The organism is Alteromonas ulvae, assembly GCF_048987005.1.
GTDB lineage: Bacteria > Pseudomonadota > Gammaproteobacteria > Enterobacterales > Alteromonadaceae > Alteromonas.
The window spans coordinates 2,494,689-2,511,165 of record NZ_CP185261.1 but is presented as its reverse complement, the minus strand read 5'-3'; the positions used below and the strand labels follow the sequence as shown (position 1 = coordinate 2,511,165).

Sequence of the window (16,477 nt, the reverse complement as noted above, 5' to 3'; positions counted from 1 at the left end):
TAAGGAATAAGAATGTTTAAGAAAATCGCGTTGCTTGCCGTCATTGCAGCTGCTGTCGTTGGGTTTTTCTATTTTGACCTGAACACGTATTTGACGCTTGAGGGAATGAAAGGCTCACTAGATACGTTCAAAACGCAAATATCAGAAAAACCGGTGTTAAGCGTCGCGATTTTTTTTGCGATTTACGTTGCGGTAACGGCGCTGTCGTTACCCGGAGCGGCTATTCTCACGTTAGCCGCTGGCGCGTTATTTGGCCTGTTCCAAGGCCTGATAATTGTCTCGTTTGCTTCTAGTTTAGGCGCAACACTGGCCTTTTTAGTCGCCCGGTTCATTTTGCGAGACACAGTACGTAATAAGTTTAAAGAGAAGCTGAAGAAAATTGATGAGGGCGTTGAAAAACAAGGGGCATTCTATTTATTTACTCTTAGGTTAGTGCCGGTATTTCCATTCTTTTTAATCAATTTATTGATGGGCTTAACGTCTATCAAAACCTGGACATTTTATTGGGTAAGCCAAGTAGGCATGCTTGCCGGTACGGTTGTTTACGTTAATGCAGGCACCCAATTAGCGCAGATTGATAGCCTCTCGGGCATTTTATCCCCTGAGCTACTTTTCTCTTTTGTTTTGCTGGGTATATTTCCTTGGATTGCGAACGGGATTGTGGCCATTGTAAACCGTCGTCGTGTTTACAAAGGCTATACCAAGCCCAAAACCTTCGACAGAAACTTAGTGGTTATCGGCGCAGGCGCTGGCGGTTTGGTGACTAGCTACATTGCTGCAGCGGTTAAAGCGAAAGTCACGCTTATCGAAGCGGGCGAGATGGGGGGAGATTGCCTTAACTATGGCTGTGTGCCAAGTAAGGCAATAATAAAAACGGCCAAAGTGGCTAATCAAATGCGCCATGCCGATGATTACGGGTTAAATCCAGTTTCACCGTCTATGTCTTTTAAAAAGGTAATGAAACGGGTACATGAAGTTATCGCAACCATCGCCCCTAACGACAGCGTAGAGCGCTACACAAGCCTAGGTGTGGATGTGGTAAAAGGTTATGCAACCATTATCGACCCATGGACCGTAGAAATTAAAACCAATGTAGGCGACGTAAAGCGCCTCACCACCAAAAATATTGTTGTTGCTACTGGGGCGAGCCCGTTTATCCCTGAACTTCCTGGTATTGAGGAGAGCGGATACGTTACATCAGATACATTGTGGACTAAGTTTGCCGAATTAGACGATGCACCTAAGCGATTAATCGTGCTAGGCGGCGGCCCTATTGGCTGTGAACTTGCGCAGGCCTTTGCTCGCTTGGGCAGTGAGGTTACTCAAGTAGAGCGTGCTCCGCGTTTAATGGGGCGTGAAGACACCGATGTAGCCGACTATGTGGAATCGGTGCTCACCGAAAGTAACGTTAAGGTATTAACACAGCATGATGCATTGCGATTTGAAACCCGTGGTGATGACAAAGTGTTAGTGGTTGCTAAAGATGGCAATGAAATCGACGTTGCCTATGACGAAGTCATTATTGCAGTAGGGCGTAAAGCGCGCCTCAATGGTTTTGGTCTAGAAAAACTGGGCATTCAGTTTGACAGAACGATTGAAACTGATGAATACCTGCAAACACTCATGCCGAATATTTATGCTGCAGGAGATGTAGTAGGGCCGTATCAATTTACCCATGTTGCAGCACACCAAGCTTGGTTTGCAGCGGTAAATGCGTTATTTGGAACGTTTAAAAAATTCAAAGTGGATTACAGCGTTATTCCTTGGACGACGTTCATCGACCCTGAAGTAGCGAGAGTGGGCTTAAGTGAACGAGACGCTGTGGATCAAGACATTGACGTAGAAGTGACGCGATACGAGTTTGCTGAACTAGACAGAGCGGTGACAGAAAGTGCCCGCAAAGGATTTATTAAGGTACTTACACCGCCTGGCAAAGACAAAATTTTGGGTGTGACGGTGGTGTCTGAACATGCCGGAGACTTGCTGGCAGAGTTTGTTATCGCCATGAAGCACGGATTGGGACTCAACAAAATATTAGGCACCATTCATACCTATCCAACGTGGGCTGAAGGCGCTAAGTACGCTGCCGGTAATTGGAAGCGCGCGAATCAACCTGAAAAGCTATTAAGTTTTGTTGAGAAGTTTCACACATGGCGTAGGGGTTAATCATGCAATTGAGTAACGTGAAGTTCGATATGTTTTCATCTAGCGCTGAGAGCGGCGTTTGCACCATTGCACCTAAGCTAGCACCTAAAAAAGCACCGAAAAAAATACGTGAGAATGCACTAATGAATATGCTCAAGAGAATAAGCACAGGCGCAGCAATAGGCTGCGCGCTATCCATGCTCTCGCTTAACGCGCTGGCAGACAGCAAATTACATGAGAAATATAGCGCACTGCTCGATAAACACGTTGTGACTATCGACAATGGAGCCAGCACCCAAGTTGATTATAAAGGCTTTAAAAAGGACCAAACTCAACTGACTAGTTACCTTAATCAGCTTGCCGCAGTGCCGCCGCGTACGTTTGCCTCGTGGGATCAAAATACGCAGTTGGCATTTCTTATAAATGCGTATAACGCCTACACCATCAACTTAATCCTCACGGAGTATCCTAATATAAAGTCTATTCGAGACTTAGGCAGCTTTTTTTCTTCACCATGGGATAAAGAGATCGCTCCGCTTCTCGGTAAATCGCGCTCCCTTGACGATATAGAGCACAATTTAATAAGAGGGGACAACAAATACAGCGAGCCGCGTATCCACTTTGCGGTTAACTGTGCAAGTGTTGGCTGCCCAGCATTGCGAGAAGAGGCCTATGTGGGCGAGCGATTAGACGCTCAACTCGATATGCAAACGAAACGTTTTTTAAGCGATAGTTCCCGCAACACAATAGAAAACGAGACACTGTATTTATCAAAAATTTTCTCATGGTATGAAGGCGACTTTGAAAAAAGCTGGAAGGATACTCATTCGGTGCCTGAATTTATTCTTTTATACAAAGACGCGATGGCGCTAAGCAGTGCTCAAGTCGATTTAATTGAAAGCGGCAAAGCTGATGTTGATTTTCTAGAGTACGACTGGTCGTTGAACGACACAAAAGCGGCAGTGAAAAATTAGTCATAATGAGAAGTACGTGCGTTTTTTTACCTGTGTACATCGCAAAAAATACTTGCGATGGAATCATGGCTCTCGGCCGTTTGGCATGCATCCGGTTAGCATGCCTAATGATGTTATTAATTGCAGGTAGTGCTTATGGCGGTGCGTCGGTAGAAGGCAGTGACAATGCTATTGCTGGCCCAAGCGCTAATTCCACTACTAATGCGAACAGTAATTCCAACAGTAACCTGCCTACTAACCCCAACCCGGTTGTGCGATTTCACGCATGGGGAGGCAGTGCGCAAGTAAATAGCTACCTTACGTGGGTTGCCGAAAGCGTTGAACGCAAATACAGCATTACGTTAACGCACGTGAAACTTGCCGATACCAGCGACGCAGTGTCAAGAGTATTAGCAGAGAAGGCCGCGGGAAACTCAGATAATGGCAGTGTTGATCTTATTTGGATCAATGGTGAAAACTTCGCTGCTATGAAAAAAAATGCGTTGCTGGCAACGGGATGGGTGAGTGACATTGCAAACTTTGCGTTAACCAATCCAGACAATAACTCGGCAATGGTGACCGATTTTGGTGAGCCAACGCTGGGAATGGAGGCGCCGTGGGGTAAAGCGTCTATGGTGTTTTATTACCGCAAAGCGCACTTTGACACGTTTGATGTGCCGGTACCCCGCACGCTTGAAGAGCTTTTGCAGTTTAGTCAACAGCTGCCGGGTCGATTTACTTATCCAGTGGTAACAGACTATTTAGGTATAAGCTTTATTAAGTATGCTGCTATTGCCCTTAACTCGTCACACCAACATCTGTTTTATAAGCCGGTTACCCAAAAAGCCCTAGAGAAGATGACTCCTTCGTTATGGACGTACCTTGATGCGCTGCATCCCACAATGTGGCGTAACGGCGAATACATGGTACGACAAGCATCTCAGCTACAGCGATTAATTGGAAGCGGTGAGCTCTCGTTGGCCTTTTCGTTTACCGCCGCTGAGATACCAAGTGCGGTGGAACGATTCGATTTACCGAAGGATGTACGAACTTTTGCCATGTCAGACGGTAGTCTTGCTAATGTCCATTTTATAGGGCTACCGTTTAACTCCCCTAATCACGCGGCGGCAAAAACGGTAGTTAATTTTCTTTTATCCCCCGAGGCTCAAGCAAAAAAGCAACGTTTACAGGTATGGGGGGACGACACCGTACTTGATACTAACGTGTTATCCGCTTCGCAAAAAAGCCTGTTTGAAACGCAGCAGTCTCATCCTTCAGCACTTGATAAGTCTCAGCCAACGCCTCTGTATGCAGAGCCTCACGCAAGTTGGACCGATGCGCTGAGACAGGCATGGGAAGAGCGATACGGGGCAAGATACTGATGTCTAAACTCAAGTCTAATTTCAAGCCTCTATTCAAATTTAGAAAACGAGGCTTGGCTCGAGGCTCTTTCGAACGGGTTAGCGATTGTGCGAGATGGTTATTACTTTGCTTACTGACTATTCCGGTGTTGGCTGGCGTTGTTGGGGTGTTCTTGCCTGCCATGGGTTACTTTCCTGCCATTGGCGCAAATCAATTTGATTTTCGTGTTTTCGCCGCATTATTTGATGTGGCAGGTATTCACAACATGATGTGGCTTTCGCTTTTCACTGGCGTAGTGGCGACAGTTATTGCTGCGCTATTTGCGTTTGTGTTGCTGTCTGTGTTTTATCGCTCGAAAGTGCTTTCTCGATTACAGATAGTATTAAGCCCCTTTTTGGTGCTGCCACACGCTGGTGCAGCAATAGCCCTAGTATTTTTACTGAGCCCATCGGGGTTCTTTGTTCGTCTTTTTACGTTTGACACTAATGCCATTGCCTCTGCAAATGAAAGTGTTTTGCTTTTCGATAGTTTCGGCATGAGTATTATAGTGGCGTTAGTGTTAAAAGAAATTCCGTTCATTCTTCTTATGGCACTGAGCGTGATGTCACAGCCGCTAATACAGGAGAAAATCAATGGTTACTTCAAAGTAGGCTCTGCCCTTGGTTATTCATCTATCGCTATTTTCTTTAAATTAGTGCTGCCTATGGTGTTTCCACAAATACGACTGCCCCTATTAGCAGTGCTGGTTTTTGCGGTTTCAAATGTGGAGATCCCGCTTATACTAGGCGCTAACGACCCCAGTACACTAGCCGTAGCCATACTGCACTGGTTTAATCATATAGATTTGTCCATGCGCTTGCAGGCTTCCTCAGCAGCGGTTGTACTAGTAGGTATTGCCGTGTTTGCTGTCATTGTGCTGTTGATAGTCGAGAAGGGCATATGCCTAACTGGAAAGGCCTGGCTTCAGCGTGGAAAACGACAAGTTGCCGATAAGTCAATAAGCGCCGCAGCTTACTTACTAATGGCAGTGTACATGGTGCTAGGAGTCAGTGCGGTTTACACACTTGTTGCGTTCTCGTTTGCGAAGCAGTGGACGTTTCCTAGCATTGTTCCAGCTGGATTAACCATGCTTCACTGGAGCACGGTGTTCGACGCGGTGGTAACGCCCTTATCGAATACCTTGTTGTTAGGTGTCAGCGTAAGCTTCAGTGCACTAGTATTAGTGTTACTGACTCTTGAGAGCAAACCATTGAAAGTTGGAGAAACATGGGCTTCGCTGCTACTTCCTACCGCCTTATTTTTACCTCTGCTGGTGCCTGGCGTGGCCTTTTTGTATGGTTTAGTGTGGTTCCAGCAGCTTTTTTTAAAGGATGCCGTTTGGTTTCATGTGTATGTGGCGCACATGGTTTATGTGATTCCTTATGTGTACTTATCACTGGCTGTAGCGTATGGAAAGTTTGATAACCGTTATGTAATGGTGGCGCTAAGCCTTGGCACATCACCAATGAACGTGTTCTTTTTAGTAAAACTTCCTCTGCTTATTGGGCCCATTCTGGTCGCCTTCGCCTTAGGCCTGGCAATTAGCTTCAGCCAGTACCTTCCTACGTTACTCACCACTGGCGGTGCCATTTCTACAGTCACCACGGAGGCAGTGGCGTTAGCTGCGGGAAGCAGCGCAAGGTTAAGTGCGGCCTATGTGGTTATTCAAGCTGTAATGCCATTGTGTGGGTTTGGTTTGGCGTGGTGGCTATCGAACATACTCTTCAAACCTAGCAAAAACATAATAAGTACAAATAAATCTAACACAGGCAAAAGTGTAAAAAGTGTATGATCTATATAACAGAAAAGAGAGCGTAAATGGCACTGACACTCAAAGAGCTTAAAATTTTTAAGGAAAGCGCTTTACTACTTTCTCTTGATGTCACCATTGAAAAAGGTGCAATTTTAACGGTAATGGGGCCAAGTGGATCGGGTAAGTCAACGCTGCTTCAGGCAATTGCAGGGCATCTCGACACGCCATTTTCGTTCTCGGGTTCCATCTTAATAGATGGAACCGATATTGCTAGTAGGCCGCCACATCGGCGCGGTGTCGGCGTTATGTTTCAAGATGCTCTTCTGTTCGAGCATATGACGGTAGAGCAGAATATTATGTTCGCTATGCCTAGTGCTAGGTATCAAACTAAGAGCAGAAAACGAGACGCTGTGGCAAAGCTGCTTCATGCTGTTGAGTTAGATGGAATGCAACATAGAGTAGTAACCACACTGTCTGGCGGTCAGCAAAGTCGTATTTCTCTACTGCGTACCTTAGCTGCAGAGCCGCAGGCGGTATTGCTTGATGAACCCTTTAGTAAATTAGATACCGCGCTTAGACAACAAATTCGAGAATGGACATTCACCCAGTTGCGCGAGCGCAATATACCTGCATTACTCGTTACTCATGACAGTGCCGACTCTGTATCAGCGGGTGGCCAAACCGTTGAGCTATTATCATGTTAGACGCCAAAGTAACCCCGTATATCAAACCGCTTTTAAGGCCCATAGTTGTTGAGTTAGCTAAGCGCGCTATAACGCCTAATCATGTTACTCTAGCGGGGTTTATTGTTGGGGTGATGGCGGTGCCTTTAATCATTCTTAACTGGTGGTTGGGGGCCCTTGGCTTTATCATACTAAATAGAGTGTGTGATGGAATCGACGGCGAGCTTGCTCGATATCAAAAAAGCAGCAGCAGTGCTGGTGGTTATTTAGATATTTGTTTGGATTTTTTGTTTTATGCTTCAATTCCATTAGCGTTTGGTATTGCGAACCCCAGTGAATGGGGAATACCTGCAGTGGTATTATTGGCCACTTTCATTGGTACTGGGAGCAGCTTTCTTGCGTTTGCAGTCGCGGCAGAAAAATACAATATTGAGCGCCCACAGTTTGCGAATAAAAGCTTTTATTACATGCAAGGGCTGACTGAAGGCACCGAAACGATAGCGGTCTTTTTAGCGTTTTGTATCTGGCCAAATTATTTCCCCATTATGGCCTACTGTTTTGCAGCGGCCTGTTTCGTTACCATAGTGACAAGAATAGGCGGAGGCTTTGCTACACTTAAGCGGGTAGAGCTGTCTCGCGATAGCACAGAGAAATCAAACTAGGCATTAAACCAGAAATAAAAAGGCAAGGTGAATGGACACAGCATCAGTAATACGACTATCCGTGTTTATTTCGGTTTTCTTCATCATGGCGATGCTAGAGGCCTTTTTACCTGCGCGCAAATCAATATTGTCTCGCAAAGAGCGGTGGGTAGGTAATCTGTCTATGGTTATTTTTGGCGCAGTGGTTTCTCGGCTGCTTGTACCAGCTTCTTTGGTGGGGGTGTCGTTTTGGGCTAGTGAACATGGCTATGGCCTATTTAATATTTTCTTTGCATCAAATAGCGCGCTGTTAAGTGCAGTAGTCATTGCCGTGGGGGTGCTGTTACTCGACGTAGTCATTTATTGGCAGCACAGGTTGTTTCATAGCATTCCCGTGTTGTGGCGCGTTCATAAGATGCATCATGCAGATAGCCATGTAGACACCACCACAGGGTTACGTTTTCATCCAATAGAAATAGTAATTAGCTTAGGGGTGAAAACGACCGCCATAGTCGCGTTTGGCGTTCCGGTTTTAGCGGTTATTATTTTTGAAGTTGCGTTGAACGGTTTTGCGCTATTTAATCATGCCAACATACGACTACCTCAACAGTGGGACGATAGACTATCGAGGCTTATTATTACCCAACGGTTACACCGTATCCATCACAGCCAAGCTAAAGAAGAATCCAATAGCAATTTCGGATTTAGCGTGTCGTGGTGGGATAAAATGTTCAATAGTTTTAAGTCTCGTGCTCATGAAAGCGACGATAAGTTGCCAATAGGGCAACGTGATGTGCCGGCCACAAAAGACAATGCAAGCTTGCTATCGCTGCTTCGTCAGCCCTTTTCTACGTCAGCTAAAGACTGAACTGAACACATCTTCTATGCGTTTTAACATTATATAAGTTAAGAGACATTATTCTTCGTTCATGCACAGTTGAGCTGTGGTTAAAAAAACAGCATATGAAAGTAAGTGTTGTTATACTTCGTATAAGGTCAATACCCGCTTTATCAATAAGTCCGTTTTTTAGCACATAGCTGTGCAGTCTTGAAGCTAGCTTTCCAGTTTAGATGGGGTAAACGGAATTTACAGCTTAGAAGCTTTCAATTAAGTTGAGCTTATAAGCCTCAACGTAACGAGAGGTTAATATTGCACGGTCATAAAAGGAATGAATTGCTTCAGCAGCTTCCCACACCACTTATGTTTAAGCGACGAGGTGATAGTAACTATTGCTTCAATACCGCGTTTTTAACGCTCTTTGGTATTTCAAATGATGGTGAGCAAGCCAGTGAATCTATGAGCTTTCACTTTTATGACCCCCTTACTAAAATTGAACTAATTGAAGAGAAGTGCCCCTTCCAGGCATTAGAAAAATGGGGCTTCACTAGTACCTGGGTTCGTCTTAAAATAAATGAATGTGATCTAGATTGTTTTATTACCGGTTCAGTGATTAAGAATGATGACACTGAATGGTTCGTGTTTCATGTTGATGCAAATAATAGAACAACTGCCAATAATGAAAACGATAGCGTTGTTGCGCAGCATCATATTGAATTTAACCAACTACTCACCAAATTCTCTTCAAAACTGATTAACGCCAGTGCCGATGACTTAGATATTATTATTTCACAAAGTCTCGCTGCCTTTGGTGAGTTTTGTGATGTGGACCGCTGTTATCTTTTTGAATTCTCCGATAATTTAGAGTTGATGTCTAATACCCACGAGTGGGTGGCTGCGGGTGTTAATCCCTACATTGACGAATTACAGAATATGCCAACAAAGGAAATGCCGTATTTAATAGGTCATATTGAGCATGGTCTATTTAAAGTGGATGACGTTCGCAACATTCCCGACTCAGCGATTGTTGAACGTGAAGAATTTCAGAAAGAAAATATATGTTCTATCTTGTGCTCGCGAATTATGGTTGATGGTAAAACTCATGGTTTTATAGGTTGTGACATTACCGGAAGCCCTTACACCTGGAGTCCTTCAGATATAGAGTATTTAGAGCGTATTGGGGATATGCTGGGCAATACGTTGCAAAATATTTACAATCGAAAGGCTATTCATAACATGCAGCAGGAGTTGATTGAGGCGAATAAACAGCTGCAAAAATTAGTTAATATTGATGGGTTAACGGGGATTGCAAATAGGCGCCTGTTTAATAGCACCTTAGAAAAAGATCTAGCCCAACGTTGTCGAAAACAAGGCTCCCTTTCCCTTTTACTTATTGATGTCGACTTTTTTAAACGATTTAACGATAAGTATGGCCACGTTACCGGAGACCATGTGCTACAAAAAGTCGCTCAGGCACTAGTCGACAGCTGTTTGGGCACAGACGATTTAGTCGCGCGCTACGGCGGAGAGGAGTTTGCTGTTATTTTACCATCCACAACTATCGCCCGTGCGAAGAAAATAGCAAATCGTATTGTCGAGAATGTTAAGGGTTTGGGTATTGAGCACGAAGCATCGCCACATGATGGGATGTTAACCGTTAGCATTGGTATTGCCACTCAAGCAGACAATGTTGATGCGAGCTGCGTTGAATTGATTGATAAGGCTGATAAGGCGCTTTACCGAGCGAAGTCTACCGGCAGGGGACGTGTGAGCGCTTAGTGCAGCTTAGTGCATTGTTGAATCAAAGCTCCCCTTAATAAGAAAATTAAAAAGCCCACTTTGACAAGCTAAAACACGCCAAAAGCGGGCTTTTATGTTTGTCTGTTAAAGCTTAAAACTCATAAGAGACGGTTGCACTGAATGTGCGCGGCTGATTAGGGTATGCATAGTTACTACCGGCTTGAATTGGTGGTGGAAAGGCAGATAAGAAATATTCATCTTTATTCAAGTTCCTCACGACACCAAGCTTTACCATAGGGGACAACCTGGAACAGTGGGGCATATTTAACAGCAATACTCTGCAATAGCATCAGACAAAGTGTCGCTGAATGGACAGAGGAAATGCTTTGCAAGACAATTAGGACAGCAGTAATCTGACTGGCAAGCCTTAGTTGACGCTTACAAGCAGACCCGCACTTATAAAATAAGGAATGGAAGTCTCACTTGCAACAAGCAGATACCAGCTTTTCTCGTTTAGAAGCAAACGTCGCCCATCGCAGTGGTATCAGGTATCTCTGCCATTGGCATAGGTGTGGTTGGTGGTGCCGCAACGGCCTTTTTTGAGTACGTATTTGATATTTAAGTCAAGCAAGGTGATTCTAACTAAGTTCTGTTCCAATGATCAGTTTTTATTTGCATAAAAATAATGGATCATTACATAGCACGTGTATTACATGTTAATGATTTAAAACAACAAACTATTGTTTGGTCAAAATGTAATATACAGATAGTAGGTGCACTATAGCTAAGTAGTTGACGAAATACTGTTCACTACTTAGAAATTTTCGATTAATTCAACCAGGTTTCTCTTTAGTGGTATGGTAAATAGAGCTGTCTACACGGAGTGTTTAACTATGCGTGAATTACAGAACAATGTCCTCGGGCAGGTCAGTGGAGGGGTACTTTGGGTTCCATTGACGAATTGGATATTGACAACGATCGTTGCTCATGACGCCTTTTAGCAGTTTTCAGAAGGCTTTTCTTCTGGCTACAGTAACGGTGCGGAATTTTACCGAGACGAGGACGGGTGGAACGAGCAATGAAAACGTTAACAATGAGTGACCTTGAAATGATAAATGGTGGTGATTGGGATCCTTTCTGGAAAGAAATAGGTCAAATTGCTGGAAATTGGTTCGCATCCCATCCTTTTACGAGAGAAAACAGAAATCTACATAAAATTGGCTCTGGCAGTAGTTCTTCATCGTTAGCAGAATTTCTTTCTGAAAGTAATGACCCTCTGTTGTAACAGTCAAACTTAGTTCGAAGCGGTGTAATCACGCCGCTTCATTTAGCGAGGTACAATAATGAGCTTGTTCCGCAGCGTATTTGATGAGTGCATGCTCGGTTTCGGAATCTACACGGTTTACCAACATATTGAGTATGTAGTTGTTAATCAAAATTTTTCCTTCTTAATTGACAGTAACATGTTGCCCTTTTTCTTTTTTTTAGCGATGTTCAATGTGTATCGTAAGTCAAACTCATCGCTCAGCGACACAGACTAGACATGTAAGCGATTTGTCGTCCTAACTTCGATTCATCTTGAATCCATATATCAATGCGATCAAGCGATAGACATGTATCAACACTCAAATTGACTGCAACGGATCGCGAATAAAGCAAACTATATCTTCAGCTATCAAGCGCCCGCCGTTTGGTTTCAAAGCATTGTGTTGAATTGATTGATCAAGGCGACAAAGCCCTTTATCGTAGTAAAACGACTGGGCAGGGGACGTATTTGCTTCTATAAATGAATGGAATGCGTTTAGTTAAAAAGCCCGCCCTTGTTCAAATTGTTGCGGCGAGGCGGGCTTAGTATGTCTGTTAAAGCTTAAAACTCATAAGAGACGGTTGCACCGAATGTGCGCGGCTGATTGGGGTATGCATTAAAGCTGCCGGCTTGAATCGGTGGTGGGAATGCAGATAAGAAATACTCATCATTGTTCAAGTTACGTACCCACACTTTAAAACTTAAACCGTTATCCATAGTTAAGCCCGCACTTGCGTTCAGCGTGCCTACTTCACGAGTGAGTTCCGGAGGAACGTTCTCCACAAGCTGTGTTTCACTTTCAAAAAGGTAGTCTGAGCGAACAAAGCCGTACATGCCGTTGCCTAATTCGAAGTTATAGGTGAGCCCAGCAACAAAGCTGCGTTCGTGTATACCTGCTGGTTGCGTTCCTGACAGATCAACTGGGCCATCTATACCGTTTGCCCCAACAAAAGAGTCGTACACAGGGTCGAGGATAGTGCCGCCAAATGAAAATACCAGTTCATCGGTGACGTTAAAAGTAGAGTCAAATTCTATACCTTTGGTGGACTGTTCTCCTGCATTTGCCAAAACAAAGCCCGTACCTACGAAAATGCTCGACTGAAATCCTTCAATGGTTTGATCGAATAATGTGACGTTAAACGCACCCCGCTTAAATCGTGCCTTAACACCAAGCTCGTAAACCGTAGACTCCTCAGGCCCAGCATAGCGAGTACCGTAGCTTTGATTTGCTCGCGTTAAACTCGCTGTTTCAAGTGCTTGCTGATCGCTAGCAAAAGGACGAGTATCACGAGATAGGTTCCATGACGAGGCTTTAAAACCCGTTGCAGCGGAGGCGAATACGTTGAAATTGCGATTGATTTCATAGGCTAAGCGCACATTCCACGTGGTTTTACTGTCGTTTGTATTCCCTGCCTCAACTTCATTAGGGAAGATAAGCTGCGGTGGAAGGAATTGAACCCCCTTTAACGTAGGTACAAACGGCTGTAAATCTGGAATAAATGCGAGAGGCACACCAAACACAGTAGGATCTGTATCAAAATCAATAGCCGCTAAGGTCTCATTATGAACTTGGGCAACCGATACGTCTTTTTCATCGTCAGTATAAGAAATGCCTACCGTTGCCGTGAGTTTGTCACTTAAATCATAGTCAAAGGTAGCAAAGAGGCTGAATGCATCGTTTTCTTGCAAAAAGTCAGTAGCGAGAAAGTTATCAGCGGCAAAAAAGGCGTTTCGGGGCTGAGCATATAAGTCTTCCGCGGTCTCTAAAAGAGGTTGTAAACCAAGAATATTGAAAAATGGTCGTGTTCCTTCCCCGTAATAAAGTACATCGCCTGTATCCACGTCTTCAGAGAAGTAAAATCCGCCTACCATCCAATCGAATTTGCTATCACCAGTAGAGGTTAAGCGGAATTCTTGTGTAAATGTTTCTATATCGGTGTTACCCGTTTCGGTAAGAATATCCAGTGAGGTATAATCTACGTCAGAGTCATAACCACTCGTATTTTTTCGAAATGCCGTTATTGAGGTAAGTGTAAAAGAGTCATAATCCACGTCTATCTGAACGGAAACACCGCCATCTTCGACTGTGTTATTAGGATCTTGATTGAGTGCCGATTTAAATTCAAACTGATCTTCTATATCAAGAACGGTTCCACCGAGGGCTCGTACCGCGGCTGTTGTTGGACCATTGATAACATCAGCTACGGTGCAGCAACGTTCATCAATTTCACTGTAATCTGCAATAAATCGGATGCGTGTATCTTCGGTTGGTTCGTAAAGCGCTTGACCACGAATATTCCATCTATCGCGATTATTCATATCGTCAAGCCCAACCACACTTTCGGTGTAGCCGTCTCGCTTATTAATACCGCCAGACACACTAAATGCCAACTCTTCAGTGATCGCGTTGGTGTAATAACCTCGCAATAAGCGTTGGTTAAAGTTGCCAACACCTAACTCTACTTTGGCGGCTTCCACAAAAGAAGGGCCTGCTGTTCTCACGTTGATAACCCCCGCAGAGGCGTTTTTACCAAACAGCGTGCTTTGCGGGCCGCTCAATACTTCAACTTGTTCCAAGCGAGGCAAATCACCAATTTGTGCAGCAGCTCTAGAGCGGTATACGCCATCTATGAAAACGCCCACTGAGGGCTCGATACCTGTGTTATTCGTACCGTTACCAAACCCTCGAATTGAGAAGTTGGTATTAGAAGAGCGTTGCAGCGGAGTAACGCGAAGGGTAGGAACTAAAGCCTGTAAGTCTTGAATATCCAATACTTGAGTTTGCGCTATATCCTCTCCGGTAGTGACGGTGACAGCGATAGGCGTTTCTTGCAGTCCGGTTTGTCGTTTTGAAGCAGTGATAAGAATTTGTTCAAAGAGATCGTCATCGGTTTGTGTTTCAGCTTGCGGTGAGTTGGTGGTAGATTCTTGTGCATGGGCGACATGGCCTGAAAGACCGAGTGTTACTGCGACCATTAGCGCAAGTGGCTTGCGTTTAAAAAGTGAAAGTGGACACTTTTCCATAGTACGTTCTCTTGTTGTGTTTATTTTTATAAGTTGTTCGTCAACATTGAGTGATAAGTAAAATTAATATCGACAAACACGACAGGTTACTAAATTAACGGAAAATCAATCAATGTAAATGTAATGTTATTATTTAGTTAAATGATATTTTATGTAAGGTTTGAGTGATATTTAAACACTTGCGGAGAATGGTGAGATTTTCTTTAAATTTTTTATTGCATAGACGCAACACACGTTGCAGTAGATTTACGATCACGGCACAGGGCAAAGCGCGTCTCTCATAGAGCAGGAATTTCTAAATGTTCTGCCTCAGATGCACAGTGCATCTAAGAAGAGCTTGAAACTAACGAGCAGTTGGACATTGCCAGAAGCATTGGCGCAACGGCAATGGAAGGGTATTATTTTGTGACGCCCTTTAGCATGTGTGCATTAATGAACTATTTGCAGGCTCACCATGTTACTAAAAATCAAGCGAGGTGAGCTGCTATTGAAAAGTATGCTTTTTTGTAAATATGCTTACAGACCGGTTTTAAAGCCAGTAACTACCGTTACACCAGGAGTGGTTGAAGTGTCCAATGTAGTGAGTGCGGCGATAGACTCTTCTAAACTAATTGTCTTACCCAATAACTTCTCAGGCGCTAACGAGCCTGACAGTATCATGGAAAGCATTGCATCGTAACGGTGAGCTTGCATACCGTGGCTACCGATTATCTCTAGCTCATCGCTAATTACCTTTGCCATAGGAATGGCTGGATTAGCATGTTCAGCAAGCATCAATCCTACCTGTATATGTTTACCTAGTTTACGAAGACTGTTTATTGAATTAACGCAGGTGATAGGGTGTCCGAGCGCGTCTAGAGAAACATGAGCGCCACCTCGACTTATTTCAATAACGGCTTCTGGAATATCGGCAACCTTGTTGCCATTAAGCACGGCAACAGCGCCTAATGATTGGGCCAGCTCTAGCTTGGCGTCATCAATATCAATGGCAATAACATTGGCGCCAACAGCCGTTGCAATCATAATTGCAGAAAGGCCAACACCACCACAACCGTGAACGGCGACCCACTGACCACCCGATACTTTTCCTTGATCGATAACTGCTCTGAAAGAGGTTACAAATCGACAGCCTAGGCTTGCTGCTGTCGTAAAATTGAGATGTTCTGGCAGGTGTATTAGGTTTACGTCGGCGTGATCTACGGTTGTGTACTCGGCAAACGAACCCCAATGAGTAAAACCTGGCTGAGTTTGGTTACCACACACTTGATGATTACCCGTGTTACATTCGGGGCATGCACCACAGGCATTGATAAACGGCACGGTTACGGGCTGGCCAATTTTAAATCGGCTAACGGCAGACCCAACGTCAGCGATCACTCCTGCGAATTCATGACCAGGAACATGAGGCAATACAACATCTTCATCGTGACCTTGCCAGCAATGCCAGTCACTCCGACATACGCCTGTAGCTTCAACTTTTATTACTACGCCGTGGGAAGCGGGTGTTGGATCAGGTACATTTTTAATTTCTGGTATAGATGAAAATGTTTCGATGACGACAGCTTTCATAACTTCTCCAATAGTTTATGAGGCGTTTCTGTCGTGATAGTAATAGAAAGGCTTACTTAATACGATGCTGTATTTCACCGAAAGACAAAACGCACCAATACGACAGTTAGTTTGTTCCCGATTAAAATATTAGCAGTATTAAGAAAGCAAAAGGCAGCCGTTCACACAGTAGTATTTAAACGGCAGAAAAGTAGGTGAAGCGGTTGTTGAAGCATTAAGAATCTTATGTCGGCAACGAGTGATCAGAAGATCGTTTTCGTCGGTTTAGCCTGCGGTTGCCACTCGCTCCGGTAGGTCGAGACCTATCGATTCAACGTGTCAATCAGATATAAGCGACGACTACTAAGCATGTTAACATCAAACAACTTCGTCGTATGTTAATTACCAATTCTTGCAAACATTATCAGCCTGGGCTTTCACAAGC

11 protein-coding genes are annotated in these 16,477 nt (G+C 44.2%); 9 read left to right on the top strand and 2 right to left on the bottom strand.

The features are described 5' to 3' along the window. Positions 1–12: 12 nt before the first annotated feature. From ACOJR9_RS10970 to ACOJR9_RS10930, 9 genes are all read left to right on the top strand, one after another. Positions 13–2,166 carry an FAD-dependent oxidoreductase gene (locus ACOJR9_RS10970; RefSeq protein WP_420933024.1) on the top strand — a complete coding sequence of 718 codons (2,154 nt, stop codon included), beginning with the start codon at positions 13–15 and terminating at the stop codon, positions 2,164–2,166. Positions 2,167–2,294: 128 nt separating this feature from the next. Continuing rightward, positions 2,295–3,119 carry a DUF547 domain-containing protein gene (locus tag ACOJR9_RS10965; RefSeq protein ID WP_420936108.1) on the top strand — a complete coding sequence of 275 codons (825 nt, stop codon included), beginning with the start codon at positions 2,295–2,297 and terminating at the stop codon, positions 3,117–3,119. Positions 3,120–3,226: 107 nt separating this feature from the next. Then, positions 3,227–4,480 carry an ABC transporter substrate-binding protein gene (locus ACOJR9_RS10960; RefSeq protein ID WP_420933023.1) on the top strand — a complete coding sequence of 418 codons (1,254 nt, stop codon included), beginning with the start codon at positions 3,227–3,229 and terminating at the stop codon, positions 4,478–4,480. Next, positions 4,480–6,291 carry an ABC transporter permease gene (locus ACOJR9_RS10955; protein ID WP_420933022.1) on the top strand — a complete coding sequence of 604 codons (1,812 nt, stop codon included), beginning with the start codon at positions 4,480–4,482 and terminating at the stop codon, positions 6,289–6,291. Before ACOJR9_RS10960 ends, ACOJR9_RS10955 begins: the two co-directional genes overlap by 1 nt. Positions 6,292–6,317: 26 nt before the next feature. Next, the gene (locus tag ACOJR9_RS10950) at positions 6,318–6,956 is read left to right on the top strand and encodes an ATP-binding cassette domain-containing protein (protein ID WP_420933021.1); all 639 of its coding nucleotides are present in this window, start codon (positions 6,318–6,320) and stop codon (positions 6,954–6,956) included. Beyond that, positions 6,950–7,597: a CDP-alcohol phosphatidyltransferase family protein gene (locus ACOJR9_RS10945; RefSeq protein WP_420933020.1), complete on the top strand. Its 648-nt coding sequence runs from the start codon at positions 6,950–6,952 to the stop codon at positions 7,595–7,597. Before ACOJR9_RS10950 ends, ACOJR9_RS10945 begins: the two co-directional genes overlap by 7 nt. A gap of 31 nt (positions 7,598–7,628) precedes the next feature. Beyond that, entirely contained in the window at positions 7,629–8,444 is an 816-nt protein-coding gene (locus tag ACOJR9_RS10940) for a sterol desaturase family protein (RefSeq protein WP_420933019.1), read from the top strand. Positions 8,445–8,750: 306 nt separating this feature from the next. Continuing rightward, positions 8,751–10,193 (top strand): diguanylate cyclase domain-containing protein, encoded by a 1,443-nt coding sequence (locus ACOJR9_RS10935; RefSeq protein WP_420933018.1) that lies wholly within the window; start codon positions 8,751–8,753, stop codon positions 10,191–10,193. A 1,039-nt stretch (positions 10,194–11,232) separates the two neighbouring features. Further along, positions 11,233–11,439, top strand: coding sequence for a hypothetical protein (locus tag ACOJR9_RS10930; RefSeq protein WP_420933017.1), 207 nt, complete (start codon positions 11,233–11,235; stop codon positions 11,437–11,439). 582 nt (positions 11,440–12,021) lie between these two features. On the opposite strand, the gene ACOJR9_RS10925 is transcribed toward ACOJR9_RS10930, so the two are convergent. Further along, positions 12,022–14,484, bottom strand: a complete 2,463-nt coding sequence (locus ACOJR9_RS10925; protein WP_420933016.1) for a TonB-dependent receptor — start codon at positions 14,482–14,484, stop codon at positions 12,022–12,024. Positions 14,485–15,000: 516 nt separating this feature from the next. Further along, on the bottom strand, positions 15,001–16,053 hold the full coding sequence (locus ACOJR9_RS10920; protein ID WP_420933015.1) for a zinc-dependent alcohol dehydrogenase family protein: 1,053 nt from the start codon (positions 16,051–16,053) through the stop codon (positions 15,001–15,003). Between the last annotated feature and the right edge of the window lie 424 nt (positions 16,054–16,477).

What these genes read in the sequence shown, in the direction of transcription:
- ACOJR9_RS10970 (WP_420933024.1), top strand. Translation starts at nt 13, where the DNA reads ATGTTTAAGAAAATCGCGTTGCTTGCCGTCATTGCAGCTGCTGTCGTT.
- ACOJR9_RS10965 (WP_420936108.1), top strand. Translation starts at nt 2,295, where the DNA reads ATGCTCAAGAGAATAAGCACAGGCGCAGCAATAGGCTGCGCGCTATCC.
- ACOJR9_RS10960 (WP_420933023.1), top strand. Translation starts at nt 3,227, where the DNA reads ATGATGTTATTAATTGCAGGTAGTGCTTATGGCGGTGCGTCGGTAGAA.
- ACOJR9_RS10955 (WP_420933022.1), top strand. Translation starts at nt 4,480, where the DNA reads ATGTCTAAACTCAAGTCTAATTTCAAGCCTCTATTCAAATTTAGAAAA.
- ACOJR9_RS10950 (WP_420933021.1), top strand. Translation starts at nt 6,318, where the DNA reads ATGGCACTGACACTCAAAGAGCTTAAAATTTTTAAGGAAAGCGCTTTA.
- ACOJR9_RS10945 (WP_420933020.1), top strand. Translation starts at nt 6,950, where the DNA reads ATGTTAGACGCCAAAGTAACCCCGTATATCAAACCGCTTTTAAGGCCC.
- ACOJR9_RS10940 (WP_420933019.1), top strand. Translation starts at nt 7,629, where the DNA reads ATGGACACAGCATCAGTAATACGACTATCCGTGTTTATTTCGGTTTTC.
- ACOJR9_RS10930 (WP_420933017.1), top strand. Translation starts at nt 11,233, where the DNA reads ATGAAAACGTTAACAATGAGTGACCTTGAAATGATAAATGGTGGTGAT.
- ACOJR9_RS10925 (WP_420933016.1), bottom strand. Translation starts at nt 14,484, where the DNA reads ATGGAAAAGTGTCCACTTTCACTTTTTAAACGCAAGCCACTTGCGCTA.
- ACOJR9_RS10920 (WP_420933015.1), bottom strand. Translation starts at nt 16,053, where the DNA reads ATGAAAGCTGTCGTCATCGAAACATTTTCATCTATACCAGAAATTAAA.